This is a genomic window from Enhygromyxa salina (genome assembly GCF_000737335.2).
GTDB lineage: Bacteria > Myxococcota_A > Polyangia > Nannocystales > Nannocystaceae > Plesiocystis > Plesiocystis salina_C.
On the sequence record NZ_JMCC02000015.1, the window covers coordinates 117,460 to 143,400 of the forward strand.

20 protein-coding genes are annotated in these 25,941 nt (G+C 66.4%); 7 read left to right on the forward strand and 13 right to left on the reverse strand.

The genetic code is table 11. The annotated features are described in order from the left end of the window. The first annotated feature begins 44 nt into the window (after positions 1 to 44). Positions 45 to 518 carry a helix-turn-helix domain-containing protein gene (locus DB30_RS08005; protein WP_146658268.1) on the forward strand — a complete coding sequence of 158 codons (474 nt, stop codon included), beginning with the start codon at positions 45 to 47 and terminating at the stop codon, positions 516 to 518. Between the two features lie 2 nt (positions 519 to 520). On the opposite strand, the gene DB30_RS08010 is transcribed toward DB30_RS08005, so the two are convergent. The 3 genes from DB30_RS08010 to DB30_RS08020 all read right to left on the reverse strand — a co-directional run bounded on the left by DB30_RS08010 (position 521) and on the right by DB30_RS08020 (position 4,549). Beyond that, entirely contained in the window at positions 521 to 733 is a 213-nt protein-coding gene (locus DB30_RS08010) for an amphi-Trp domain-containing protein (RefSeq protein WP_052547461.1), read from the reverse strand. Between the two features lie 63 nt (positions 734 to 796). Continuing rightward, positions 797 to 4,057, reverse strand: a complete 3,261-nt coding sequence (locus tag DB30_RS08015; protein WP_052547463.1) for a serine/threonine-protein kinase — start codon at positions 4,055 to 4,057, stop codon at positions 797 to 799. Between the two features lie 45 nt (positions 4,058 to 4,102). After that, positions 4,103 to 4,549, reverse strand: coding sequence for a gamma-glutamylcyclotransferase family protein (locus DB30_RS08020; protein ID WP_146658269.1), 447 nt, complete (start codon positions 4,547 to 4,549; stop codon positions 4,103 to 4,105). Positions 4,550 to 4,681: 132 nt separating this feature from the next. Between DB30_RS08020 and DB30_RS08025 the strand changes: the two genes are divergently transcribed. Then, positions 4,682 to 6,193 carry an N-acetylmuramoyl-L-alanine amidase gene (locus tag DB30_RS08025; RefSeq protein ID WP_052547467.1) on the forward strand — a complete coding sequence of 504 codons (1,512 nt, stop codon included), beginning with the start codon at positions 4,682 to 4,684 and terminating at the stop codon, positions 6,191 to 6,193. Positions 6,194 to 6,257: 64 nt separating this feature from the next. Here DB30_RS08025 and DB30_RS08030 read toward each other — a convergent pair whose 3' ends face one another. The 3 genes from DB30_RS08030 to DB30_RS08045 form a co-directional block, all read right to left on the reverse strand. Continuing rightward, entirely contained in the window at positions 6,258 to 7,367 is a 1,110-nt protein-coding gene (locus tag DB30_RS08030) for a fibrinogen-like YCDxxxxGGGW domain-containing protein (RefSeq protein ID WP_205632937.1), read from the reverse strand. 480 nt (positions 7,368 to 7,847) lie between these two features. Further along, positions 7,848 to 10,223 carry a TonB-dependent receptor family protein gene (locus tag DB30_RS08040; protein ID WP_052547470.1) on the reverse strand — a complete coding sequence of 792 codons (2,376 nt, stop codon included), beginning with the start codon at positions 10,221 to 10,223 and terminating at the stop codon, positions 7,848 to 7,850. A gap of 8 nt (positions 10,224 to 10,231) precedes the next feature. Beyond that, positions 10,232 to 11,413 (reverse strand): hypothetical protein, encoded by a 1,182-nt coding sequence (locus DB30_RS08045; RefSeq protein ID WP_052547472.1) that lies wholly within the window; start codon positions 11,411 to 11,413, stop codon positions 10,232 to 10,234. A 215-nt stretch (positions 11,414 to 11,628) separates the two neighbouring features. Between DB30_RS08045 and DB30_RS08050 the strand changes: the two genes are divergently transcribed. Further along, entirely contained in the window at positions 11,629 to 12,924 is a 1,296-nt protein-coding gene (locus tag DB30_RS08050) for a hypothetical protein (protein ID WP_052547474.1), read from the forward strand. Between the two features lie 36 nt (positions 12,925 to 12,960). Then, positions 12,961 to 14,016 (forward strand): M28 family metallopeptidase, encoded by a 1,056-nt coding sequence (locus DB30_RS08055; RefSeq protein ID WP_146658271.1) that lies wholly within the window; start codon positions 12,961 to 12,963, stop codon positions 14,014 to 14,016. A 158-nt stretch (positions 14,017 to 14,174) separates the two neighbouring features. Here DB30_RS08055 and DB30_RS08060 read toward each other — a convergent pair whose 3' ends face one another. Together DB30_RS08060 and DB30_RS08065 are read right to left on the reverse strand one after the other, a co-directional pair. Next, positions 14,175 to 15,692: a CotH kinase family protein gene (locus DB30_RS08060; RefSeq protein WP_146658272.1), complete on the reverse strand. Its 1,518-nt coding sequence runs from the start codon at positions 15,690 to 15,692 to the stop codon at positions 14,175 to 14,177. Between the two features lie 19 nt (positions 15,693 to 15,711). Next, positions 15,712 to 16,422, reverse strand: coding sequence for an SDR family NAD(P)-dependent oxidoreductase (locus tag DB30_RS08065; RefSeq protein WP_052547479.1), 711 nt, complete (start codon positions 16,420 to 16,422; stop codon positions 15,712 to 15,714). A 355-nt stretch (positions 16,423 to 16,777) separates the two neighbouring features. Between DB30_RS08065 and DB30_RS08070 the strand changes: the two genes are divergently transcribed. Then, on the forward strand, positions 16,778 to 17,500 hold the full coding sequence (locus DB30_RS08070; RefSeq protein ID WP_052547481.1) for a hypothetical protein: 723 nt from the start codon (positions 16,778 to 16,780) through the stop codon (positions 17,498 to 17,500). Positions 17,501 to 17,829: 329 nt separating this feature from the next. Here the strand turns inward: DB30_RS08070 and DB30_RS08075 are convergent, their stop codons facing one another. Further along, positions 17,830 to 18,120: a hypothetical protein gene (locus DB30_RS08075; RefSeq protein ID WP_052547482.1), complete on the reverse strand. Its 291-nt coding sequence runs from the start codon at positions 18,118 to 18,120 to the stop codon at positions 17,830 to 17,832. Positions 18,121 to 18,123: 3 nt separating this feature from the next. Further along, entirely contained in the window at positions 18,124 to 18,555 is a 432-nt protein-coding gene (locus tag DB30_RS08080) for a hypothetical protein (RefSeq protein ID WP_052547484.1), read from the reverse strand. Positions 18,556 to 19,697: 1,142 nt separating this feature from the next. Between DB30_RS08080 and recA the strand changes: the two genes are divergently transcribed. Then, entirely contained in the window at positions 19,698 to 20,783 is a 1,086-nt protein-coding gene (gene recA / locus DB30_RS08085; RefSeq protein ID WP_052547488.1) for a recombinase RecA, read from the forward strand. Positions 20,784 to 21,069: 286 nt separating this feature from the next. Continuing rightward, positions 21,070 to 22,443, forward strand: a complete 1,374-nt coding sequence (locus DB30_RS08090) for an NHL repeat-containing protein (protein ID WP_146658274.1) — start codon at positions 21,070 to 21,072, stop codon at positions 22,441 to 22,443. Between the two features lie 333 nt (positions 22,444 to 22,776). Here DB30_RS08090 and DB30_RS08095 read toward each other — a convergent pair whose 3' ends face one another. The 3 genes from DB30_RS08095 to DB30_RS08105 are packed head-to-tail and all read right to left on the reverse strand — an operon-like array spanning position 22,777 to position 25,918. Continuing rightward, complete coding sequence (locus DB30_RS08095; protein WP_146658275.1) at positions 22,777 to 23,733, reverse strand: hypothetical protein; 957 nt, start codon at positions 23,731 to 23,733, stop codon at positions 22,777 to 22,779. A gap of 13 nt (positions 23,734 to 23,746) precedes the next feature. Then, complete coding sequence (locus DB30_RS08100; protein ID WP_146658276.1) at positions 23,747 to 24,616, reverse strand: tetratricopeptide repeat protein; 870 nt, start codon at positions 24,614 to 24,616, stop codon at positions 23,747 to 23,749. Between the two features lie 27 nt (positions 24,617 to 24,643). Further along, positions 24,644 to 25,918: a class I SAM-dependent rRNA methyltransferase gene (locus DB30_RS08105; protein WP_052547493.1), complete on the reverse strand. Its 1,275-nt coding sequence runs from the start codon at positions 25,916 to 25,918 to the stop codon at positions 24,644 to 24,646. Between the last annotated feature and the right edge of the window lie 23 nt (positions 25,919 to 25,941).

Consider the following 25,941-nt stretch of genomic DNA (forward strand, 5'->3'; position numbering starts at 1 on the left):
CCCTGACGGTTCGGCCCGGCCCCGCGCATGGTGCCCCCGCCGCCATGACTACGGACCCCACCGTCTTCCCGCGCTCTCCCCTTCGTCCCTCGCCGGCTGTCGAGGATCACCGCGTCGCGCGTATCAACGAGGTGCTCGAGCTGCTCGTCGCGGGGCTGCGCGACGCGTTCACGCTGTCCGAGCGAGAGCAGTCCGTGGCCCACTCGCTGCTGTTCGGCCGCAACAGCTACGCGATCGCGACGCGGCTGGGGATCGACGAGCGCCGGGTCCTGCAGGACATCCAGGATCTGCTCGCCAAGACCAGCACCGACGACCGCGAGGCCCTGATGCGCGTCGCGCTGCGACTCGCGGGTGAGCGCGAGCGCGCCGACGCGCCGATCCATCGCGCACCGGGACCTGTGCACAGCCACGCGAACGCCGGCCCCGACGCGCCCGCATCGTGCTCGACCGTGTCGCGCTCGCGCTACGCCGGGGCGTGGCCAGCCGCGAACGACCGCCGCCTGCGGGCAGCCGATTGAGCTCAGCTCTTCCAGCGAAGCTGAAACTCCAGCTCTTCGCTGCCGTCCTGCGCCTCGTGCTCGATCGAGAGCTCGGGCTTGGCAGGGACGGTGAAGCGCTTGCCGGCGACTTGGATCCGAAATGACTCGCCGGCCTCGATCGCGTCGGCCAGCCGCCGCAGCGACTCGACGAAAGCTTGTGGCGTGCAGTCTCGCTCAACGTCTCGATCGGACATGGCGGGACCCTACACCAGCGCTGGCCCCCCTGGGCAATTGACAGCAGTATTTTGGCGAGGGGATCATTCCCCCGAATTCGCGTCGACCCAGCGCTGAAGCTCACGCCGCAGCTGCTTCGCGTTTGGCCCCTCGGCGTCGGCGAGCAGCGCCGCGCCGGCGCGCGCCAATTCGATCGCCTGCGCGCGCTGACCGGTCGCTACCAATACCTGCGCGAGATCCAAGCGGACCTGCGCGCGGTCGAACAGCGCTGGCGACGAAGCGTCTTCCATGGCGCGAAACCGATCCAGCAGCTGCTTGGCCTCGGCGTACTCGTGGCTGGCGACCAGCGCGTGGGCGTACGCGGCCAAGCTGGCGGCGATGTCACGATGATCCGGCGCCAGGATCCGCTCGCGGGTCGCCAACGACTTGCGCAACAACGCCTGAGCCTGGCGGTGCTGACCGATCCCGACCAACGCGACGCCCAGCTCATGCTCGAGCTCGGCGACGGTCGGGTGATCTTCGCCGAGCACCCGTCGCTGGGTCTCGAGCACGATCTCGAAGCTGGCCAAGCCCTGCTCGTGCTGACCCAGGTCGATCTGCGTGAGCGCGAGCCCGGCCAGCGAGGTCATGGTGTCGCTGTGTTCGGGCCCCAGCGCCTTGGTCCGGCGCTCGTACGCGCGCTGGTAGTAGTCGGCCGCGCCCTCGAGGTCGTGGAGCTGCCGCAGCACCCGCCCGAGGTTGCTCCACGAGTTGGCCAGCTCCGGGTGCTCGGGCCCCAGCGTTCGCTCGTGGATGCCCAGGACCCGGATGTGGGTGTCACGGGCCTGCTCGAGCTTGCCGCGCTTGGTGTAGACGACCGCGAGGTTGTTGAGCGTGTTGGCGAGGCTGGGGTGATCCACGACCTCGGTCCCGTCCGCCGCGATGGTCTTGTAGCTGAGCTCGTAGACCCCGAGCGTGCGCAGGAATTCCTGCTCGGCGAGATCCAGCTTGCCCTGGCTGAAGTGCGCGCTCGCGAGGTTGTTGAGCGCCGAGCCAACGTCGGGGTGGGCCGGCCCAAGCTCGCGGCCGAGCGTGTCGACGACGAGCTGGAATTGCGCGGCCGCCTCGTCGTGCTTGCCAAGCCCCCACAGCGTCGAGCCAAGCCCCTTGCGGACCGAAGCCTCGAGCAGGCGCTCGTCGTCGCCCAGCGCCAACGCCAACCCCAGCGCGGCCTCGAGCTCGGTCCGCGAGCGCTCGAGCTCGCCCTGCCGCCAGCGCACGATGCCAACGATGTACTGCAGCTCAACGCGGGCCCGCGACTGTTGGTCGTCGTGGCGATCCAGGATCGCGTCGGCGATCCCGACCCAGTTGTGCGCAGCCACAAAATCTTGGCGGCGGTCGCCGGTCACCTTCACCAACGCCGTCGCCGCGTCCGCCGACGCTTCGTCGTCGCCGGACGAGAGCGCCAGATAAAAGCCCTCGCGCAGGCTGGCCTCGGCCTCTTCAAAGCTGCCTGCGTCGATCAAGCCCTTGCCAATCTCGATCAGCGCGGCCGCCTGGATCGGCGCGTACTCGCTCAGCGCCGCCCCCGACTGGGCCTCGCGGGCGATCGCCAGCGCCCGCTCGTAGTCGCCAGCGTCACGCCGGGCCCGGGCCCGCGAGAGCTCCCGGCCAATGTGCTCGACCCGCTCGGCTGCGGCCGGGCCCTGCGGCGGCGGGACCCGAGCGCGAAGCACCGCTTGGTTGGCGCAGGTCTCGATGGGGCGCAGCTTGGTGACCGCGATGTAGCTGTTCTCGACCACGGTCGCGTCGGGCTCGAGCAGGACCTCGACGAGCGCGTCGAGCCCGAGCTTGCGATCTTCGAGGCAGGCCATGCGCAGATCCAACAGCTCCGAGGACTGCTCGCCGCGCACGTGGGTTGCCTGGCACGCGTCGGTGTACATCGCCTGCCACTGCGCGGCGTAGTCGTCGAGGCTGGCGAGCACCGCCGGCAACGCCTGGCCCGCCAGCGGGGTCCCCAAATTGGTGAACGCCTGCTCGAGCGCCGCGCGGCGCTCGGCGTCCCACGACCCAACCAAGCGCTGCTCTGCGCCAGCGCAGACCGGCTCGACCTGGGGTTTGTCGACGGCCCCCCAGATCGCCAGGCTCAGCGCGCCAACCGTCAGCGCCGCCACGCCGATCCGCTTGCGGATCGCCACCGGATCCCGCTCGAGGATCGCCAGCAGGCCCCGCATGTCGGCGAAGCGGTCGTCGGGCTCGACCGACAGACCGCGATTGAGCGCGCGCTGAATACCACCAGGAATGCGGGCACTCGAGGGCGGGCGCAGTCCCTCGTTGCGCATGGACTGCCACAGCGCCAGCGGTGATTCGCCCGTGAATGGACGCTGACCGTGGATCGCCTGCCACAGCGCGACACAAAACGAGAATTGATCGCTGCGCTCGTCGGTTGCGCGGCCCTCGAGCTGTTCGGGCGCCATGTAGGCCGGGGTCCCGATCAGCGCGCCGACCCGCGTGACCTCGGCGTCGAGCGCCCGGGTGATCACGCTGCCGTCCGTGGTCCGCGACGACACCCCGGACCGCTCGTCTTCGCGCTCGAGGCCCCTGAGCCGGTCGAAGCCGTCGACAGATGAGCCGTCGCGAGACAGACCATCCCGAGACACGCCGTCTTTGGTCAGTGACGCGAGGCTGAACGCCGCCGAGTGCTCAACGACGCGACTGCGGATCATCGGGTCTTTGTCTTCGTCGCGCTCGACCTTGGCGACCGCGTGGGCGATGCCAAAGTCGAGCACCACAACGCGACCATCGCGGGCCACGAGCACGTTGTCGGGCTTGAAGTCGCGGTGCACCAAGCCCTTGTCGTGGGCGGCTGCGAGCCCGTGGCCGGCCTTGACGAACACCGAGACGATCGTCTGCGTGGAGCGCTTCTCGACCGCGAGCCAGTCGGCCAGCGAGATGCCGTCGATGAACTCCATCGCAATGTAGACCCGCTCCTCGAAGGTGCCGACGTCGTAGACCTGAATGACGTTGGAGTGCGAGACCCGAGCGAGCGCCTGGGCCTCGCGGAGCAGGCGAATCGTGCGACCGCCCGAGTGCTCGTCGTCGTGGAGCAGCTTGAGCGCGAGCTTGCGATCCAAGTCGGGATCGTAGGCGGCGTACACAACCCCCATCGCCCCCGCGCCCAGCTCGTGCAGGACCAGGTAGCGACCGATGCGCTCGGGCATCTCGTCTTCGAGCCGCTCGGCCCCGAGCCCCGCCCCATCCGAGGTCGCCGCGATGGTCTCGTCGTCGAGCGACAGCAGCGACAGATTGGCGTGCGGCGGGCGCTCGGTCCCGTCGCTCGTCCCTGCGTCGCCATTACCCGCCACGAGGACTGGCTACACCCATCCAACTGGTTAGACAAGGCTGTGTCTTCAGGTTGGGCGGCGCGGCGCGAAACGACCGAGCAGGCGCTGGCGGTATTGCTTGGGTATTCCGTGCTCAGCCATACCGATACGATAGTGCTCGATGTACTCGGTGCTTGGCTCGAGGGCTTCAACGATGTTCAGCGCGACGAAGCTCGACGCGCTGACCGACCGGCCAGACTCGGCGAGCGCGACGGCGAGGACCGCGTGTCGATACCCAAACTCGAATTCGGTCAAGCGGGCGAATTGATCATCCGCGAGTTCATAGACCACACCCCACACGACCGAGCCTTCGTGCGGCTCGACGTTGCCCTTGCCGGTGCCATCCTGGCCGAGCTTCGAGAACCGGTGGCGATGCGCGTGCAGCCGAGCGGCCCCGTGCAGATGCACCGCGCCAACGCGTTGCTCGAGCCGAGACCGCGACATGTTCGAGCCGTAGGCGAAGTAGCTCGGCACCCACGCAGTGTAGCTCTGCAGCCACAGCTGGCGCCGCCCGGCGCCGCACACGTGGTGAGCGATTTCGCACCAGCACGCCGACGACCCACAAAAGAGTTGTCACACATCGGAGTACATCCCTAAACTGGACACATGGCGTCGGTGCAGATCAAACACCTCATGCTCTTGCTGATCGCGCCGTTGTCGATCGCGGCGGTCACGGGGCTCGCCGCTGGGCCCAACGCGGTCGACACCCACGAGCCGCACGACGACCACGCGCGCCCGGACCCCTATAACCTGCCAACGCTGCCAGAGGGGCTCACGCCGATCCCATCCGAGGCCCCGGCCGAGTATCCGCTGGCCGTCGCGTTCATCCCCGCCGACCCTTCAAACTACACGGCGGGCGGCCTCGTGTCTCACGACTACATCGTCGTGCACACCATGCAGGGCTACTACGCGGGATCGATCGGCTGGTTCCAGAACCCCGCCGCCAACGTCTCGGCCCACTTTTGCATGCAGAGCGACGACGGTGAGATCACCCAGATGGTGTACCTCTCGGACCGGGCCTGGCACGTCGGCAATTCCAACGCCGTCTCGATCGGGATCGAGCACGAGGGCTTCATCGACGAGCCAGCTTGGTACACGTGGCAGACCTATCGCAGCTCCGCGCAGCTGGCCCGCTGGCTCGCCGACGAGTACCAGATCCCGCTGACCCGCGAGCGCATCGTTGCGCACTCCGAGCTGCCCAACCAAAGCCACACCGACCCCGGGATTCACTGGAATTGGGATCTGTACATGGCGCTGATCACCGACCTGGTCAGCGAGGGCGAGCTCGAGGGGTGGGTCGTCGACCGCGGCAAGACTTGTACGCTGACCGCGACCAGCGACACGTGGATCAAGAAGACCCTCGAGGCCTCGGACGACCTGAGCGACACCGACAAGTGCTTCGTCGCCGCGGGCACGCAGTTCGAGTACCTGCACGCGTCGGGTGAGCTGGTCGGGCATCGGCGCCTGGACTACGACGCGGTGGATGGCCCGTGCGCGGGGTTCATCGACCTCGACACCCAGGGCTACATGTTCGCGGGGCACTTCAGCGCGACGTGTGACGACGCGAGCATGGGCGCGGCCGGGGTCACCGTGGTGCTCGACGGCGGCGCGCAGGTCGTGACCGACGCGACCGGCTACTTCAGCTTCGTCGACGTGGGCCCTGGGCCGCACAGCGTGGACGTGATGGGCGGGGCGACCTACTTCGACACCCTCGAGCCGGTTGATGTCGACGTGTACCCGGGCGCGCGCGTGGTGATTGGCTTGGATCCGCAGGGTGGTCCTGGCGACGGCGACGGTGACGGTGAAGCCGACGCTGGTGAGTGCTGGGTGGGCGGGGAGAACTGCCCGTGCACCGACGGCGGCGGGTGTGATCCCGGCCTGGTCTGCGACGCGACCCACACCTGCGTCCCCGACCAAGGCGGTGAAGGTGACACGGGCGCCAGCGAGACCCACGGCAGCGCGGGCGGGGGCGACGATACCGTCGACTACCTCGCGAGCGAGAGCTGCTCGGTGACCGGCGAGCAGCCGCGCGGTGCACCGCTTGGGTTCGCCATGTTCGGGCTGTTCGGGCTGTTCGGACTGCTTGGACTGCGCGCGCTCGAGCGGCGGCGGCGGTAATCTCAGACCCCCACAGCGACGTCAGGCGACACCGTGGGGGTCTCATGGGAGTCAACGACCGTCGTTACGGCAGCTTGTCGCCGACGTCACACATGAACCGGTCGCTGTCGTAGCCGTTGCCGGAGACGTCGTTGTGCCACTGGATCGTGCCGTCCTGGTTGAAGGCGTAGTACATCGACCCGGTCACCGAGTTGTCGCCGTTGGGCTCGGTGATGTCGTCGCGCTCGTGGACCCACCAGGCCTCGCCGTCGCTGGCTCCCCAGCCGCAGTTTTGGTTGTTGGAGTTCATCGGCTGCTGCGAGCAGGTGGCCCCTTGCTGGTTCGGGTAGATGCCCAGGATCCGCATGAAGTTGGCGTTGGCCTCGCCGATCATACCGTTGTTGGAGATCGACCAGCCCGAGAGCAGGTGTTGCTCGCTGCGGGGGATCCACAGCTGCATGCCCCGCGCCGCGCAGTAGGCCTCGGCCCCGACCGCGAACACCGGCCCGCCTGCGTCGGCCTTCAAGAAGGTGTAGCCGCCGCCGTCGGTCACCATGTCGCAGTGGACATCGAACGCGTCGCCGTCGTAGCCATCGGGCGCGATCATGTAGGTGCCGTCCATGAGCTGATCGTCATAGTCGTGAATGTCGAGGCAGCTGTTGGGGATGATGCAGCTGGCCAGGCAGCCGTCGGCCGAGTCGTCGTTGAGGTCGTCGCAGGTCTCGGGTCCGTTGATCTCACCGTCGCCACAATTGGGACCCAGCGCGAGGCAGTCGTCGGTGCAGCCGTTGTAGGAGCCGTCGTTGATGCCGTCGTCGCAGACCTCGTCGCCGGTCACCATGCCGTCGCCGCACAGATCCCCATCGCCATCGCCGTCGCCATCGCCGTCCCCATCTCCGTCGCCATCCCCATCCCCATCGCCGTCGCCGTCGCCGTCGCCGTCGCCATCCCCATCCCCATCGCCGTCTCCCGTGGTCGCCGGATCGCCGTCGCCATCTCCATCTCCGTCGCCATCGCCGTCCCCAGTGTTGGAGTCGCTGGTTTCGGTGGCGGTGTCGCCATCGCCGTCGCCGTCTCCAGTTTCGGTTTCCGTCGTCGACCCGTCGCCGGCTGGCGTGTCGTCGGAGCACGCCAAAGTAAGACATGCGCTCAAACCCAGGGCGAGCGCAGAAGACAGCTGAATTTTCTTGGTCATGGCTACGATGATTGGGGTTTCGCGCACCGCTGTCTATGTGCATTTTCACGATTCACGTGTCCATGCGCCAACATGGAGTATGGCGATTGCGTCGTATTTCGTCACCGGTGACAATCTGCGGCACTGGGTCAGCTGGCCTCAAATCGCCGCAGTGCGGCTGCCACCGCGGGCTCGCCCCTGAATCCCGCCAGAGCGAATATGCGCACCCTAGCGTGTCCGCGGGATCGGTAGTTATCAATCTGCATCGAGGGTCAATTAGATGTGAGGGGTGATCCACCCAGCGTGCCCCCAGATCCCCAGCCGCACGGCTGGGCGCGCGCCAAACCGCGACTTGTTTCGAGTGGGAAACACCAAGTCCCCAGCCGCCGACCCATTGCTACAGACCCAAGACCCTTGGACGCAAGACGAGCTCGCGCTGCTCGCCAGGCTCTTGCCGGGCCAAGCCCGCGGCCCCAAAATGCGCTCGGCGAGGGCGAACGGCTACAGCGGTAGCTGGGCGTCGGGGCGGGCGTGGTGTCCCGTGCGACCCGCCACCCGCTTGTCGGCCGCGCGCGTGCGACGGGTCGCGCGCATGTGCTTGGGCAAGAAGTCATGCGCAAACCCAACGTTGAAATAGTACGTGCGCGGGCGCCCAACCAAGATCCCAGCGTTGCGATCGTCGGTGCGTGAGAAGTAGCGGGCATCGCCAACGTTCTTGATACCCCCGGTAAACTCCAGCCGCCAGCCCTGCGGCAGCGGCGTCTGCATGCTGGCCCAAACGTTGATCGTGGCATAGTTGGGGATCGGCCCATACGCGGCCGTGTCTTGGTCTTCTTGCTCGCGGTTCTCGTAATCGGTGTATTGCTTGCCGTAGTAGCTGAGGTCGGCGCCAAACTTCAGGCCAAAGTCAAACCCGTAGCTCGCGCCCGCCCACAGCTCGTGCTCTGGGTACCACGGCATCTTGTTACCGGTGTAGGTCAAGCCCAGCACATAGCTGTCGGTCCAGCCGTAGCCAACATAGTACTCGATGTCACCCAGGCGCTCCCACACCTCGCCGGGGTACCACGACAGCTCGCTCTCGATCCCCCAGATGTGGATCTTGCGAATGTTGTCAAAGCTCTCTTCGCCAACGTCGATGAAATTGGTGAATTCCTTGTACCACCCAGTCACCTCGCCGTAGACGCCGCCGAGCTCGAGCGCCTTGAGGCCCAGCTCGACGCTGTTGGAGGTCTCGGGCTGCAGCTGGTCTTCCACACCCACGACGATCACCTGCAAATACTGGGGTGGGCCAAACGAGCGGCCGTAGGCAGCAAACAGCGCGAACTCGTCGATCGGTGCCCACCACACCGAGGCCGCCGGAAGCGGCGCCCAATAATTGCGCTCTACGACAAACTCCTCGAGGTTGGCGCGGCGCGAGAGCTTGATGTACTCCAGGCGCACGCCCAGATCGATCGCCAGATCCCCCTCTAGAAAGATCAGCTTCTCGTTGATGTAGCTCGCGTAGGCGGCCGTGCGCGCGTCGTCGTCGCTGGTCAGCGGCGCCTGGCCGTCGGTGACCAACAGCGAGTCCTGGGGCCTGGCGGTATAGGTCTGCATCGCCGCGATCTCGAACGCCGCGCGGGCGCCGATCGAGAGCTGATGCGAGAAGTCGTGCTTCTCCGAGTCAAACCGCATCGTCCACCGCGGCTCGACGCCCATCACGTCATAGGTGCGCGGGCGAATCACGATCTCTTCGATCAACGAGCGGGCGTCCCCCGCGTTGTTGGCGATCGTGCTGCTGCGATAGCTGCGGTTGTACCAGGTCGAGATCTTCAGGTCCTGCCGCTCGCCCAGCTGCGCGTTGAACTTGAGCGCGGTCCCAACTCGCATCCCGCGGAATTCGTCGAAGGGTCGGCGGCTCTGAAACGGATCTTCGTTGTAGGCCGCGCGCGACAGCCCGCCGGGCAGCTCGCTGGCTTCAAAGTAGCCGTGGCTGATCGACTCGAGCCGGACCCTGGGGTTGAACTGCCACGCAAACTTGGCGATCCCGCCGTGGACCAGCTTGTCGCTGTGCTCACGCCAGCTGCTACCGGCCCGGGGCGCGTACTCGAGGTACATGCCAAACCGGCCGTGCGTGGCCCCGTAGGCCCCACCCAGCGAAAAATCGGCGTTCGAGTCCCCCTGCGCGAACACGGCGATGCTCGGGTGCTTGGGGATCGGGTTGGAGATCAGGTTGAACACGCCGCCCGAGGTCTGCGGACCATAGCGAGCCGTCGCGCCACCGCGGACCACGTCGATGTCGGCGATCGAGAACAGCGACAGCGGGAACAAGCTCAGCTGCGGCTGGCCGTAGGGCGCGGGCGCGATCGGGATCTCATCGAGCAGCACGGTCGCGCGCGCGCTCAGGCGTGGGTTGACCCCGCGCACCGCCACCTGCAGCTTGGTGTCCTGGCTGCCGAGCCCGGAATTGCCCTCGACCGAGCGCACGCCCGGCTTGCGATCCAGCGCCTCGCCAACGTTGGTCGCGCCGCGCTCGACCATCTCTTGCTTGTCAACGACCGTGCGACCGCCCGCGTGGTTGAACACGTCGAAGGCGTTGGCTTTGCCGAGCGCGCTGGCGTCAACGATGATCTCGCGGACGTCCTCTTGCTCCTCCTCGAGGTTCTCGTCGTCCGGGATGTCGTCGTCGATCGGAGCATCCTCGAGCTCGGGCGCGGGGACCTCGGGCGCGGGCTCCGGCGCGGGCTCCGGCTCCGGCTCCGGCTTTGGCTGCTCGGGCGGCGCGACGATCTCGACGGGCACGAACTCGCCTGGGGCGAGCTCGGTGTCCACGTCGGAGCTCGCCGGCGGCTCAGCCGGCGGCCCAGCCAACGCCAACCAGACAATCGAGACCAGCATCGCGCGAGCTATCGGGTCGCCGGGACCACGATCTCGGTCGCGCCGCGAAGCCGCAGACCATCATCGGGGAACAGGCCCTCGAGATCATCGATCTGCGTGACCACCCGCGTGACCTCGTCGATCGCGTAGACCTTGCCGAACACCGACAGCCCGTAGAGTTGGCCGCCGACCCGCGCGAGGCCCTCGATCTCGTCGCCGCGCACGACGTCGTCAATGAACACGTTGTCGGGCTCGGCCGTCGCGACCTCACCGGGCGCAGGCGCAACGCACGAGCTCAGCTCGTTGTGGCCAAGCGCCATCACGGTCTCGTCTTCGCTGCGCAACCACGCCGAGGCGCCGACACCCTCGAGGTCTTCGATCACATCACCGGCGACCCCAAGCTTCTGGCCAAAGCTGCACCACTGCTCACAGACCACGTCGCAGGCGTAGTAGTGCGGATCTTGACTGATGTCGCTTGGATGTACGCAGTGGCCCTGCTCGAGCACGCTCAGGTTGACCCGCAACAGCGAGCCATCGGTGACCAAGCCCTTGCTGCCGGCGCCGCGGACCCCAAGCAGCAGCTCGTCGCCCGCGAAGCCCAGCCCGCTGACGGCCTCGAACCAATAGCAGGGATCGGTGCTAGGGCTCTCGGCCGGACCCGGCGGGATCACCCAGCGCTCGACGCCGATCAAGTTGTCGGTCCGACCCCAGTCTGGGACCTCGAGCCCCGAGATCGACCACTCGTCGTTGAGCGAGTCGAAGCTCGCCGCCCACAGACCCTGCTGGGGGTGCCACGCGAGATCGCGGACGACAAACTTGCGCAAGCTCTTGTCTGCCACCGACACCTCGCCAAGCTGCGCGTCGAGGCGCAGGTGGCCAAGCTTGGTCAGGCGGCACGCGTTGCCACCGTCCTCGCACTCGCGGACCGGATCGTAGAGGTACATCGCGTTGCCGATGTACGTGCCCTCTTCGTCAAGCGGCAGGTGAGTCTGAAACGCGTCGTCCGAGAGCCGGGCGTTGACGAACAAGATCAGCTCGCCGGACAGCGCGTGGGTTGGATCGCAGGGGTCGCCCTCCGGGTCACACCCGTCGTCGCCGCTCTCGCTGTCTTCGTCCTGACCTGAACCGGGCAGCTCGAGGGCGACGCAAGCGGGCGCGGCCAGCATGGCCACGGTGATCGCAAGGGCCTCGCAAATGAAAGTCGCTTTCATTTGCTCGAAGCTTGGTCGCCAACCGGGGTGGTCGTCAAGGCCAAAAAAGACGGGCTTTCTCGTGATGAGCGGACTCTCACCTGCCTCATTCTTGCAATTGAAAACCGTTTTCATTAGTGTCCGTCAACGCCCCCGAGGGCGCCTCTGCCACCAATTTTCAGCTCATGACCATCCTACCTAAGCTCCACACAACGCTCCGCCAACTGCGCACAACCATGTTTCTCGTCGCCCCGATCGCGCTGATTGGGTGCACGGACGACGCCATGCAGGACCTCGGCGACGACGCCGCCGAGACCGGGACACCCGGCGACGGCGACGGCGACGGCGACGGCGATGGCGATGGCGATGGTGACTCGGGCGACGGTGACGGTGATCCCGGCGACGGCGACGGCGACGGCGACGGCGACAAGCCTGGGCTTGGCGACACGCCCAACACCTTGTGCGAAGCGGCGACGGTCAACCTGGCGATGATCGCCGCCGAGAACCAAAGCGGCGCTCCGGATCCGCAGGCGATCGAGGCCGCCTACGTGGGAACGGGCCTGCAAGAATTCGTGCGGCTCGCTGGGGCCGTCACCGGTCGCGTCGACGCCGGGGTGCTGATCGACGACGCGATGATCCTCAGTGCGCTCGAGGGCACCGAGCTCGATCTGTTGGACATCGAGTGGCGGATCTACCTGGTCATGCAGCAGTACATCCGCCACGAGATCAGCGACGTGGCCGCGACGCTGCCCGACCCCGCGAATGATCCCGCCCTGCTCTACGGCCGCTGGGACGCGGCGTGGTGCTACTGGGATGGCAACCTGCGTCCGCTCGCGCAGCTGGCCGACGGCGTGGGGCTGGCCGGCGATACGATCGAGGCCGACATTGATCACGGGTTCGCGTGGGGCCACAGCGGGATCGAGGGCGCCGAGCCCTGGGCGATCGACGATTGGGTGGTGCCCCCGGCCAAGCAGATCGTCGAAAAGACCACCTACGCCCTGGCGCACCGGTTGATCATGCAGTGGTCGGCCGACGCCGCGGGTGAGGGCGACCCCGCGACGGCTGCCTGGTACGCGCGTCAAGCCTATGGTGCGTTTCAGTTGATCGAAGATCGCATGGCCACCAAGAACACGCCCGGCATTGCGATCATCGAGGACGCGCTGCTCGGTGATCCGGCCCAGATCGACGCCGACGACGTGCTCCGGCAGATGAACATCGCGTTCGTCAAGCGCACCCGCAGGTACACGGACCTCGCGCTGCCGAGCGTCGAGGGCCTCATGGCCACGCCCGAGGGCCACACGGGCGCGAACGAAGGCGCGACCTACAGCAAGCTGGTCGAGCCGTTCATGGTCGAGCTCGACGGCTTTGATCCAGACAGCTATCGCGGCAGCTGGGCGGCCTGGATCACCGCGGTCGTCGACGACGACGTCGCCGCAGGCGAGGCCGCTAGCGCGGTGCTGACCGAGTACAACTGTGCGCTGCAGGCCCAGCTGGGGATCGCCGAGTGCACGGCGTCGACCGACGAACAATGACGCCCGACCGGCCCGCGTTCGTGCGATGCTACGGACGTGCGCTTACCGTTGATCGCGTTTGCGCTGGTGCCCACGCTCGTGTGCACCAGCGCCTGTCAAAGTGAGGCCGAGCCCGTCGCCGAGCCCAAGGCCGCCGCCGAGGCCAAGCCGAAGCCCGAGCCCGAGCCCGAGCCCGAGCCCGAACCGGTGGTCAGCGAGGCCGCGGCCACGATCGCCGACGAGGTCGACGCTGACCGCTACGCCGCTGATCTTCGCCTGATCGCCGAACCGCGCCCGCCTGGGTCACCGCACTGGCAGGTCGTTCAAGATCGCTGCCTCGAGGTGTTCAACGCGGCCGGGTTCGTTGCGACCCGGTTCGAGGTCGACGGCGCGGGCGTCAGCGTCGTCGGTCGCAAGGGGGGCAAGAATTCCTCGCTGCCCGAGCTGGTGATCGGCGCCCACTATGATCACATCGAAGACTGCCCTGGCGCCGACGACAACGCCTCGGGCACCGCCGCCGTGCTGGAGCTCGCGCGGGTGCTGGGTGCCCACGAGTGGGAGCGCTCGATCACCGTGGCCTGCTGGGACCAAGAAGAGGCTGGCCTGTTTGGCTCGCGCGCCTGGGTCGACGCTGCGATCGCGGACAGCCGCGAGATCTCGCTGTACATCAACTTTGATGGGATCGCGTTCGCCGACAGCACGCCCAACAGCCAGCGGCTCCCGCCTGGCGTCGAGGTGATGTTTGCCAAGCAGATCGCCTCGGTCGCCGAGCGCGAGTTTCGTGCCGACTTCATTGCGATCCTGGCCGACGACGGCGCCCACGAGGCGGTCGGGCTGCTGCATGCCCACACCACGCGACTGCAGCTGCCGGACCTGGTCGTCGAGCTCCCCGCGAAGCTCATCAATGAGCCGATGCTCGCGGACCTACACCGCTCCGATCACGCCAACTTCTGGCGGCACAATGTGCCTTGCGTGTTCTTCTCGGATACCGCGGACTTTCGCACGGATACCTATCACTGCGAGGGGCAGCCGGACACCTTCGAGACGATTGATCTGACGTTTGCGACCAAGGTCGTGCGCGCCGCAGCCGGGACCGCGGCAGAGCTGCTCTAGGAGCCCGTGGTGGAACCCATCGTGTCGCCTCGCGCCGGAATTTTCGGCGAGGGCGAGGAGCCGAAACGCAGCTGTACCGGGCGTACTGCAAGTTTCGGCGACACTGCCCTCGGCGAAAAGGCCAAGCGAGGCGGCGCGAGGGGTTCCACCACGGGCTCCTAGCACGCGCCGCCAAGGTTGTCGTCGAGCCACGCGGCGCGCTCGCTGATCCACATGAGCAGGTAGTCGACCTCCTCTTCGTAGGTGTCCCAGACGTAGGGGTTCCACGGCACATACTCGCCGAGGATCGGCCAGCGCTCGAAGTTGCGGACCTGCGCGTCGCCGATCTCGGCCACCTTCGCGTCGACGAAGGCCGCGATCGCCTGATCCGAGAGCAGGTCTTCGCGCAGGCTCTCCCACCGGCAGCGCAGCGCGCTCTCGAAGCTTGGATCCTCGAGCAATCGCTGCCACCAAAACGGGATCTCGACCTCGAAGACGTCGCCACACACGTCGTCAAAGTTGTACTGGTACCCGGTCGTCGAGAACGCCAGGCAATAGTCGGCGTTGCCGTAGGACAGGTTGAAGTCCCACATTGGACCGGCGACGAACTTGCCGTCCACGCTGTCGCGGTCCTTGTAGAAGAACGAGCTCGAGCGGTAGCCGTCAATCGTGCGGCCCAGCTCCTGCAGAATCATGAAGTCAATGAACGAGCCAACGTCGATCTTGGCGGGGTAGCCAAATTGCGGATCCGCAAAGCTGGGCCCAGCCAACGTGTCTTCAAACGAGGTCACCGCGGCTTGAATGTACTGAGCCTGCGCGGGCACGATCTTGCCGTCCTTGGGGTAGTGGACCTGCAGCGTGACTTCGTTGGAGTACGGCGAAGTCCAGCTCGCGCCGACCATGCCGGTCAGCTTGTCGACCTTGAGGATGTAGCCGCCCGTGACCGCGTCATCGGCGACGTCGTCGGCGTCGAGATCGCTGATCACGACCCGACCCCGGCCCCGCTTGATCCGCTCCATCCACACGTACACCCCCCAATACTCGCCGTTGAGCACAACCTCGACGTGGCGGGTGCGCGACGAGTAGTGGCCCATCTTGGTGTGCAGATCAAAGGTGAGCGCGTTGCGGATCATGGTCTTGTCTGGGTAGGGCGCGTAGAGCACCCAGTCGCTCTCGGGCGGCATCCCCAAGATCGACACGTCCATGTCCTGGCCCAGCGCGTCGCGGGTCTCGACGCCAAAGCTCTTCTTTGGGTACATCTGCGAGGTCGAGCCGCGGGTCTCGATCCCGATCGGGCCGACGAACGCGGGCGCGTCGTCCTCGCAATTGAGCTGCCCCTCGCCGTTGTCGAGCACCTGCAGCTCGCCGGAGATCTTGAACGCGTCGGGGATTTCCTGGCCGTTGGTGTCGATGATGATCAGCGGCAGGTTGGACTCGAAGCCCTGACATTCCCCGCCGCTGGTCGTGTCTTCGGTGTCTTCGGTGTCTTCGGTGTCTTCCGTGTCTTCGGTGTCGCCGGACTCGCTGCCCTGCTCGTCCACACCCGACTCGCCGGACGAATCATCGGACCCGTCCGCCAACGTCGTCGCTTCATTGGTCTCGCTCGCGGTGGTCTCGTTGACGACCCCCGTTGCGTCGCCGCAGGCGACAAGCCCACACGAGAGAACCACAGCGCAGATCCGCGGCGAGCTTGGCATCGCACCAAGCTAACACGCGTCAGTTCTGCCGCTGCCCCAAGTTCGCGCTGACCAGCGCCCCATTGAGCGCGGGCGTGCGCGTGGCGAACTCGACGATCTCCGCGATCTCCTCGGGTTCGATCAGCCGCCCATACGACACCATGTCCAGCACCTCGCGCTCGAACATGGGATCGTGATCCAACACGGGCCGCAGCATCCCGGTGTCGACGAAGCCCGGCGCCACGCACAAGGTGTTGATCCCCCGACCCCACAGATCCTGAACCGTCGCGCGCATCAGCCCAAGCATCGCGTGCTTGCCGGTCACGTAGCTCAGCCGGCCTGGCACGCCCTTCTCTGACAGCGTCGAGCCCACGAAGATGATCGACGACCCGTGCGCCATGACCGGAATGATCGCCGCGTTGAGCAGCGAAGGCGTCACCACGTTGAGCCGCAAGGTCCGCTCGAGCACGGAGCCCTCGACGTCGAGCGCGTCGTCGTGCGGCAGCGCGGCGGCGTTGTGGATCACATGGATCACGCCGGCCTTGTTGGGCAGGAGGGGGAGCAACTTTGGAAGCAGCTCTGGCACGACGTCCGTCCCGGCGAGGTCGATCAGCAGGCTCTCGACGACGTCGATCGGGCAGCGACGCCGGGCCAAGCTGATGACACGAAGACCGCGAGAGGCGAAGCGCTCGGCGATCGCCAAGCCAATGCCCGCGCTTGCGCCGGTCACGATCACGGTGGTGTCGCTCATGCAGCGCAGAATAGCCGGATGAGCGTCCGCCGCCCGCCGAAGGCCGCCCCCAGATCACCGCCGGGCCAGGGGCGCGCGGATGACCGCGATCAGCTCAGGTGAGCCGTGCAGGCGTTTGTGTGCGCTTGCACGCTGGGGCGACGATGACCTTTGCCATCGACGCGAGACAGCCCACACGATCACGCACAGTTGATTTCAGCGTGAACACCGAAGACCGCTGCCCAGCCAGAAGTGCGGGCTGCACGCTGGTTTCGCGCCTCGTTTGCGGTGGTCTCGGCCCAAGGAGCGCAGCGGATTTACCGCTTCGCCCGACCTTTGCTAAGGTTCGCCCGCCGCCCCGACGGCCCCCGCCGACATGCAGACGCCCAAATTCACGTCGATCCTGCTCATCGCTCTCATGGCCACCGCCGGCCTCAGCCTGACCGCCTGCGACAAAAGCGGCGGCAGCAGCAAGAAGAAGTCCGAGCGCGCCCGTTGGCTCAACAAGCCAACCACCGGGACCACCGAGAAGGACGGAAAGATCATCAAGATCCCCGGGATCGACATCACCTTCTACACACCGGATGTCTTGTACGTCTACAAGGACTGCGTCGAGGCCTCGCACTCGCCCGAGGGACCCGACGCCAAGTGGATCCCGGTGATTCGCTGCACCAGCCCGTTCGAAGAGAGCAGCTCGGACAGCGACTGGGACTCCGACGAGGACGAGGACGAGGGCGGCAGCCGGGTCCTGACGATCTTCGTCACCGACAAGTCCGACATGATCATCAACGAGCGCTCGACCGCCAGCTACAAGCTGCAGTACGAGCAAGCCGGGTTCCAGGTCGACAGCCTCAACTACTTCGACGAGTACCTGTCCAAGCCCGGCCGCCGCGGCATCGAGGTCGTCGCGCACACGGTCGACAGCGACACCGGCTACCCCGACCAGGAGATCCGCCGCTTCATGTTCCCGAAGGACGACGTGGTGTTCATCGCCCACGTCGACTACCCGTACGGGCAGGATCGCAGCGGGATCAACAGCGACTGGGAGCGGATCCTGTGGAACCTGCAGTTCAACGAGGACGGGCCGCTGTTCGAGTAGGGTCGACGTCCATGTCCCCTACATGGACCTTGGTCTTCGGGTGGCTTCGCCGGGCTCGGCTGCTCGGCGGTGCCCGGGATCGCTATGGCTCGTTCGGCCTTCGCTGGGTTCGGGGCGCTGGCGATCCGACTTGCGAGTGCAGGTCACTTCGAGCAGTAGACCGACCCGGTATCAGGATCACTACACTGCGCGACTCGACACTTGGGACCACATGGAGGCCAACTTTACTCGCCCAGATCATCCGCGACGCAGGCTCGATGCGTCGAGCGTCCAAGGTGATCAACCTGTCACGCTCGACACCCGGTGGATCAGAGAGCGCAGCACGCGGCCTACTTAGCCGCGACGTTCTTTTTTGTCTTTGAAGGGCGCCCGGTCACCTCGGTCACCCACGCATCAGCATCAAGGCCATCGATATGCTCGGCAAGCCGCCGGCTCAGTGACTTGATCGATGAGTTGTTCAGTTGGTCGTGCTGGTTGTGGTGCCCGAGCACAGTGACGAACTTGCCTTCGGCTGTCCGAACCTCGGCGTGTGACCCCTTGCCTCGCCGCCTGCCGCGCTCTTTGATCTCAAGTCCGAGATCCAGAAGCGCGGCAGTAATCTCCCGGTACGAGGCCGGCACAGATCACGCAGCCTTCTTCCACACAAGCGTCCGAGACATGTCGGGCTCGGAGCAGGGGGGTCCATCAACAATGTGGAAGTCGATGTCGACAACCACGCCGCATTCAAGCGCCAGGATCAAGTCTTGGCGCGACGCGTCTTTGTCAACGAGTTTGCTGAACTGCTCGGAGGTCAGTTTCTCTCCGGCGTCCAAGATGGAGTTTCGAAAACTCCAGCACTCCGCAGGTGCCGGCGTGGCATATGGATCGCGCGCATCGCGAAGCGACTCCCGTACGTGGATCTCTGCACTCTCCATGCAGAGTTCTAGGGCCTCGCCCAAGGACTGCCCCTGCCCGACAAGATCGAACTCCAGGCAGTGGGCCTCCCAGTCTCCAGGGACATCCTCGCATGGGCACGCAATAAACCACAGGGTGTGGATGGCGCGTCGGACGTTCATAAGATCTCCATTCGTGCCCAATAATCTTGACACCGATGTGGCGTGCAGGTCAACAACCAGGCGGGCAGGTTCCGTGCAAACACTGCTCTGTCATCCTGAACGACTGGCTCGTATGCCCATCTACCCACACTTGGGAGCCGTTTTTGCACAGAGCGGACATCTGTCACATGCGGCACCTTCACATCCGCCCAGCCAGCAGTTTGACCATGGGCACTCCGCGCCGCCAGCCCCGTGACCCCACATCGCGCCAGAGTTGCGCGTCACCACCCGAGCCCCGCAGTGGTTGCACGCGACCCGCAGATGATCGTCACGCCCGCATGGCTCTACTTCTCGCGCTTGACGTTGGTCTGCTTGCCGGGCGAGGCGACCAGCGCGCTCCAGTATCTCGACCTGCAACTCGCGCTCACCGCCGGGCGTGGATCCCGGTCGTTCGAGCCCAGCGGGTGGCGCGGCAGCCCAGAGTGCTCACACCGCTCGCACCGCTCGATTGTCACCGATAGCCGCTCCTTATTGACTCCCAGCTCGTACATGGCCAAGGTGAGAGCACAGGTTGCGCCGGACGGCGGCCCTCCAAAGTCAGAGGTTGGCCAAGGGCAGCGGTGTACAGTGCACGAACCTGAGAGGATCTCGTGTCGGTCCTGGCAGACCGGCACGCCGGCCGGGCACCATCCCTTGGTGTTCGGACGTCTTAAAGTCTGGCGTGGTGGGCTAGCTCCTGACGGTCACGTCTCGTGTGGAACTTGTACCTTCAGACGCTTGAGCGGCACCCGCATCGCCGCTGCCAGAGAGCCCAAAACATCCATCCCAGCACCGCCGATGGCGTCGCGGATCTTGTAGCTCTAGCTTCTCGACACGCCCGATGCTGTGGAGGACGATGACGGCGTGTGCCCGCTAAGGGTGATCAGGCGCCTCAATTCCGCCCCCCGAAATCTCGGATCCCCTGGTGTACCGGGGCCTTCAGTGCGCCGGTCTCCCTGGGTCTCGTTCAACGTCGAAGTTTCAGGACATCGGGACACCCAAAGGTGGCCCGCCCACGGGACGCTGTCCCGTGGGCGGGCCACTCTCGCGACCCCCGATCGCCCTAACTACGCAAGATCAATCAAACTTAAATCTGGCTCGGTCTTCGCTCTTGGCACTGCGTCATGGCACGCAACAAGCCAACCAACACAAGCTCCTCTCTCACCTCCAAACCAGACGACGACTCGCCGCTGCGGCAGACGGTTCGCAACACCGTGGCGTCGATCTGCGAGCGCTTTGGCAAGGGCGCGATCATGGCGTTGGGCGGCGATCCAGGTGATCAGCCGCGCTACGACGCGGTCCCAACTGGCTCGCTCAACCTCGACGCTGCGCTGGGGATCGGCGGGCTCCCGCTCGGGCGCATCGTCGAGATCTACGGGCCCGAGTCCTCGGGCAAGACCACCCTCACGCTGCACCTGATCGCCGAAGCCCAGCGGCGCGGGTTGGTGTGTGCGTTCATCGACGCCGAGCATGCGCTCGACATCCACTACGCCAAGGCCCTGGGGGTGGATCCAACCGAGCTGCTCGTCAGCCAGCCCGACCACGGCGAGCAAGCGCTCGAGATCGCGGACTCGCTGGCGCGCACGGGCGCGGTCGGGCTGATCGTGGTCGACTCGGTCGCCGCGCTGATCCCCAAGGCCGAGCTCGAGGGTGACATGGGTGATCACCACCTCGGTCTGCAGGCCCGGCTGATGAGCCAGGCGATGCGCAAGCTGTCGGGCGTCGCCGCCCAGACCAACACGCTGATGGTGTTCATCAACCAGCTGCGCCACAAGATCGGGGTGACCTTCGGCAGCCCCGAGGTCACGACCGGCGGCAACGCGCTCAAGTACTACGCGAGCGTGCGCCTGGACATCCGGCGGATCGCCACGCTCAAAGACGGCGACACACCGATCGGCTCGCGCACGCGGGTGAAGGTGGTCAAGAACAAGTGCGCCCCGCCCTTTGCTCGGGCGGAGTTCGAGATCGCGTTTGGCCGCGGCATCGACCGCGAGGCCGAGGTCCTCGATCGCGGCTTGGAGGCCGGCGTGATCAGCAAGGCTGGCAGCTGGTTCTCGTGGGGGGATCGGCGGCTTGGCCAGGGGCGCAACAACGTGGTCACGTGGCTGCGCGAGAACCCGTCCGAACGCGAGGAGCTGGTCGCGGCAATGAGCGCGCCCAAGCCTGGGTTGGAGGCTGCTGACAAACAAAAGGACAAGGCGGCGGCCTGAACGGCCGCGTGAGCGGGGGCGGCTGCTGTCGGCCAGCAGCCGCCCCGCCCCACACCGCGGCGCTCGTACCAACAGCGCGTGTCCAGGGGGTGATAAACTCGGGCCAAGGTGCAGCTCGTGGACGAGCTGCAGACGATCGTCGCCGCTAGCGAGCGGCTGCTCGTCGGATTGCTCGCCGATCCCAGAACAGGCGCCAGTGATGCATGCGGGTGGTCATGACGGGAAAAGTCGTCGACAGGGAACCCGCAATGCGCAAGAATCCGGCGTTGGGGCGATGATGATGATGTTGACACGCAATCCCTGGATCCTACCTGCGTCGTTGTTGATCTGTGTTGGCGCCTGCTCGGTCGACGCCACGAGCGGCGACGGGCTGACCTTCAACGCCGAGAGCGCCAGCGCTGACGGCACGACCGGCGACGGCACAAACAGCAATAGCAATGGCAACACCAACAGCGACACCAACATGGGTGACGGTGACGGTGACGGCGACGGCGACGGCGATCCAGCGGGTGACGGCGACGCCGACAGTGGAACCATCTTCGACGTAGTCCCTGAGGACACCGGCGACGGCGACTTTGGCGAGTGCTGCGGTGAGGCCGAGTTCAGCTACATCTGGATCGCCAACAGCAGCCAGAGCACCGTCAGCAAGGTCAACACCCGGACCATGGTCGAAGAGGGCCGGTACCTGACCAAGGCCGACGCCAACGGCAGCCCGTCGCGGACCTCGGTCAGCGTGGATGGCCGGGCGGTCGCGGTCGCCAATCGCCGCGGCGGCATCATCAAGATCTGGGCGCGCGACGAGGACTGCGCGGGCCCCAACACCTCGACCGGCCCCAACGACGTCAAGCCGTGGGGCCAAGACGACTGCGTGGCCTGGTACACCGACTTTCCTCAAGCCGCGAGCCAGCGCCCGGTCGCGTGGACAACCGGCGTGATGGACGAGGCCACCTGCGAGTGGAGCGAGCAGAAGATCTGGACGGCAGAAGGCCGCGGTGGCAACGGCGGGGCGTTTTGCAGCGACGACCGCATCTACGTGCACCGCCTCGACGGCGAGACCGGAGAGATCGAGGACACCATCGAGCTGATGTACCCGTGCACGACCTTTGGCGTGTACGGCGGGGTCGTCGACGCCAACAATGACTTTTGGCTCACGCGGCTGTTCGAGGGCAGCCCCGGCGGGCTCCGCATCGACTTTGACACGCTGACCCACTCCGAGATGGGGTCGTTCTACGGCTACGGGATCGCCGTGGATCACCAGGGCAAGATCTGGGGTGGCACCGGCGTGCCCGGCAAGTGGGACCCCAACCTCAACAACTGGACGAGCATCAACGGCAATATCATGAACGCCGGGGTTGGCCTCGCAGAGGACAAGCAAGGTCGCATGTGGGTCGGCATCAACGGCGGCATTCAGGCCTTCGACGCAGAGTCGATGGCGTTTGGTCCCCAGGTCCTGTTTCCCAACGAGACGATCCAGTCCAAGGGCATCAGCGTCGACGTGGACGGCTACATCTGGGCGATCCCCGACAACCAGAGCCGGGCCTACCGCGTGGACCCGGACGACCTCAGCTTCCAGTCAATCGATGGCTTCGTGGGCGCGTACACCTACTCGGACATGACGGGCGGCTCGCTGTACAACGTGGCCTGCAATCCCCCAGCGTAGGCCATGCTAGTCATGACCCCCACATAGACCTTAGACTTCGCCGACTGCAGCCGCTGCCGCGTCTGGTCGCTTCGCTCCTCGGGGCCGTTTGTTCGCAAAGGCATGTGTGGCCCCCTAGAGCGCCAATCAGTTTGAATTCACGACGCCAGGCACATCTGGGACCGCCCCTGCCGTTGTCGGTCGGCGCTCGCAGTATGCCGGATACAGCTTCGGCCTCCCTCCTAGGCAGGAACGGCCCCAGACGCACCTGACGACGCGACTCCAAACTGATCGGCGCTCTAGCAGGGGGCTCTGAGCGCATTTCCTGCGTCCATGTGGGGTCATGACCAGCTTCTACTGCACCTCGACGGTGATCTGATCGTAGATGATCACGCTCTGGTTGGGATACGGCAGGTGATCGCTGTACTGGAGCCCAACCGAGAACGTGAACGTGCCGGCCTCTGTGAACCGATTCGCGGGGATCGTCGCGGTCGCCGTGGTCCCGCTGACGTCAACGTTTTCACCGGGCCGGAGGCTGAGCACGTAGTCGCCGTTGCAGGTGATCGCGTTGCCCAGACACGCCGGGTAGTCCGCCAGCATGTACACGTGCGCGTGGCCTTGGGGCACGACCGCGCAGGCCGGAAGGCACATGGCGGCGTCGGGGCCCCAGGGATCGCATGGATCGTCGACGCGGCAGTCTTCGCTGGTCTCGACAAACGCGAAATTGCGCGCGGCGACGGTGACCTCGAGCGGCTCACCGAGCGCGTGGACGTAGCCCGGCAGCGGCGAGACGATCGCCGCTTGCGGCCGCATGGGGTTCTCGTCCTCGAGGTAGAACACGGCAGAGCCGGTCGCGCTGGGGTTGGTGTAGGGCGTGCCGTCGCCGTAGACGGCCTGGACCAGCAACCGATGGGCCCCAGGCGCGAGCGAGCTGATGTCGAGCTGGGCCCCCTGCGCGATGATCGAGGTGGTCGAGATCTCGGTGCCCGCGATGCTGACCAGCAGCTTGCCGTCGCCCTCGGTGTGGGCGTTGCTGTCGGTGATGTTCAGACCCTCGGTGGCATAGTTCACCGTGAGCAGGTCGGTCCCAAATTGCAGGTTCTGCAGCGGCTCGGGCCCGGTCACGCGGACCTGCGGGCCGCTGTCGTCGACGCAACGAAACTGCGAGCAAACCTGGGTCTTGCCGCACTCGCTGTCGGTCTGGCAGTAGTAGACATCCGACAGGGTCTCGTCGAAGTCAGCGGTGTAGCAGGCGACCACGCCACCAAGCGCGAGCGTGGCAGGCAACACGAGAGCGAGTGAGCGATGCATCTTGGGGTTGTCCTTAGAAGCGGCCTTGAACGAGCAGGCCCGCGTGGCCAGACCCAAAGCTGGGGACCAGCGTGGCGTGGGCACCGGCGGCCTTGTTCTTCTTGACGAGGCCGACCGCGAGCAAGGCGACGCCCGTGAGCGCGACCGCGCCGCCCACGGAGATCGTCAAGACCTGGTTGAGCTGGGCCGTGTTGCCGTTGGAGTCGATCGTGCGAGCTTGCTCGAGGGTCACCCGCTCGGGGTTGCCCCCGTTGTACACGCTGTCGAGCTGGCTGGAGGAGTCGCTGGCGCGCAGGCCAAAGATCACGCCCCCGATCGCAGCGACGCCGACCCCGACGCCCGTGAGTACGCCGCCCGTGATGATCAGGCCGCGACCCGGTTTGCGATCGGGCTCGGGCTCGGGCTCGGACAGCGGCGCTTCGATCACGACCGGCGGCTGCGTTTCTGGCTTGGCCGCCTTGGCCGCCTTGGCCTTCTCGCGCTCGATCTGCTCGTTGATGCGCTGGATCTTGTTCTCGGTGTTGACCTGGTCCGCGGGCTGCTCATCGAACGCGCTCATGTACGAGCGCAGGTAGGCCTCATAGGAGATCACGGCCTGCTCGAGGTTGCCGAGCGCCTCTTGGCAAAGCCCAACATTGTAGTGAAACACCGGCGAGGGGTAGAGGCTCTGGGCGTCGAGAAACAGCTGCAGCGCCTCGCTGTAGTTGCCGGCGTCATAGGCCGCCTTGCCGTCGCCGTAGGCCTTCATGGCCCGCTGCTCCGTGTCGATCTCGGGCTTGGCCTCCGCTTCGGCTGGGGCCGCGATCGCCAAGCCGGGGAGTGACCCGGTGACCAAGCAAACACCAACGGTCAGGGCGAGCGTGCAGAGTTTGGATTCGTGCAAGTCAGCAGATCTCCCGCGCAGACTATATCAGCGGCGCTGGTATACGGCCACGCGCAGGTATTGGCCCTCGTCGTGGCCCGGGGCGATCGGATGGTCGAATCCTGCCCCCCAGCGGGCGATGCGAGCCATTCGAATGGAGCCAGACGCGTCGAGCACCGCACGTTCGAGCTCGTCCCAGCCAAGGTGGTGACTGCACGAACACACCGCAATGACCCCGGCGTTGGCGAGCCGCGGCAACACCCGGGACAGCGTGCGGGCCATTGCTTTGACTGCCCGCGGGAGATCTCGCCTGCTGCTGGCGATCTTCGGTGGATCGAAGATCACGGCGTGAAACGGGCCCGCGACCGTCGGTTCGTCGAGCCGCGCGAGATCGCCAAACATGTCGGCGGCGACGGTCTGGATCTGATCCGATACCTGGTTGGCGATCGCGTTGCGCCGCAGATGCTCGAGCACGGTCGCGCTCTGATCCACGGCGACCACTCGCGCGCGCGGGCACGCAGCCGCGACCGCGATCGAGAACCCGCCGACGTGGCAGCCGAGATCGAGCACCCGCGGGGTGTCGACCGAGCGGGCGGCCACGAGCTCGGCGAAGCGCCGACGGTTGTCGCGTTGATCGTGATAGGCGCCGGTCTTTTGCACCGCCGGGGCTGATGATGATGGCTCCGCGCGCCCGCTCGGGGCGCGGAACGGGGCCGTGAACACGCTGCCGTGCTCGCGCCACTCGAGCGCGCTGGGCCCGGTGCCCAACCCGTCGCGCGCGTGGATCTCGAGCCCGGCCGCGAACCCTTCGCGCGCGGCCGCCGAGTCGGCCATCAGCAGGATCTGTCCCCCGGGCAGCGGCGCGTGCTCGCTCAGCCACGCGAGAATGGCCTGGCGACGGGCAGCGATCGGCGCCGTCGTGATCTGCACGACGCGCCACTCACCAAAGCGATCGACGACCAACCCCGGGACGCCGTCGCCCTCGCTGTTGACCTCGCGGTATCCAGTCGTGACCTGGCTTGCCAAGTTCGACGCGTGCGAAAATCCCAGGCCCTCGCGCCCGGCGAAGGCCGCCGCCAAGCGCCGCTCGAGCCAGTCCGCGGGGGGTGGCTTGGGGCCCGTACTCAGCACCCGCAGCAGGATCCGCGACTCGGGCGAGTACAGGCCGTGCGCCAACACCTGGCCGCGATGATCCACGAGCTCGGCGACCGCCATGGGATCTGGCGGCCCGAGCACCCGCGCGACCTGTCGGTCCCGGATCCATCGGTTTCGACCCGGATCGATCCGGCCCGCGTCTCGACGCAGCTCGATGCGCACGGCCATCTCGCGGGATGCTACCCGTGGAC

Coding starts and splice junctions, on each gene's coding strand:
- DB30_RS08005 (WP_146658268.1), top strand. CDS start 45: ATGACTACGGACCCCACCGTCTTCCCGCGCTCTCCCCTTCGTCCCTCG.
- DB30_RS08010 (WP_052547461.1), bottom strand. CDS start 733: ATGTCCGATCGAGACGTTGAGCGAGACTGCACGCCACAAGCTTTCGTC.
- DB30_RS08025 (WP_052547467.1), top strand. CDS start 4,682: ATGGCGTCGGTGCAGATCAAACACCTCATGCTCTTGCTGATCGCGCCG.
- DB30_RS08030 (WP_205632937.1), bottom strand. CDS start 7,367: ATGACCAAGAAAATTCAGCTGTCTTCTGCGCTCGCCCTGGGTTTGAGC.
- DB30_RS08040 (WP_052547470.1), bottom strand. CDS start 10,223: ATGCTGGTCTCGATTGTCTGGTTGGCGTTGGCTGGGCCGCCGGCTGAG.
- DB30_RS08045 (WP_052547472.1), bottom strand. CDS start 11,413: ATGAAAGCGACTTTCATTTGCGAGGCCCTTGCGATCACCGTGGCCATG.
- DB30_RS08050 (WP_052547474.1), top strand. CDS start 11,629: ATGTTTCTCGTCGCCCCGATCGCGCTGATTGGGTGCACGGACGACGCC.
- DB30_RS08060 (WP_146658272.1), bottom strand. CDS start 15,692: ATGCCAAGCTCGCCGCGGATCTGCGCTGTGGTTCTCTCGTGTGGGCTT.
- DB30_RS08065 (WP_052547479.1), bottom strand. CDS start 16,422: ATGAGCGACACCACCGTGATCGTGACCGGCGCAAGCGCGGGCATTGGC.
- DB30_RS08070 (WP_052547481.1), top strand. CDS start 16,778: ATGCAGACGCCCAAATTCACGTCGATCCTGCTCATCGCTCTCATGGCC.
- DB30_RS08080 (WP_052547484.1), bottom strand. CDS start 18,555: ATGAACGTCCGACGCGCCATCCACACCCTGTGGTTTATTGCGTGCCCA.
- recA (WP_052547488.1), top strand. CDS start 19,698: ATGGCACGCAACAAGCCAACCAACACAAGCTCCTCTCTCACCTCCAAA.
- DB30_RS08095 (WP_146658275.1), bottom strand. CDS start 23,733: ATGCATCGCTCACTCGCTCTCGTGTTGCCTGCCACGCTCGCGCTTGGT.
- DB30_RS08105 (WP_052547493.1), bottom strand. CDS start 25,918: ATGGCCGTGCGCATCGAGCTGCGTCGAGACGCGGGCCGGATCGATCCG.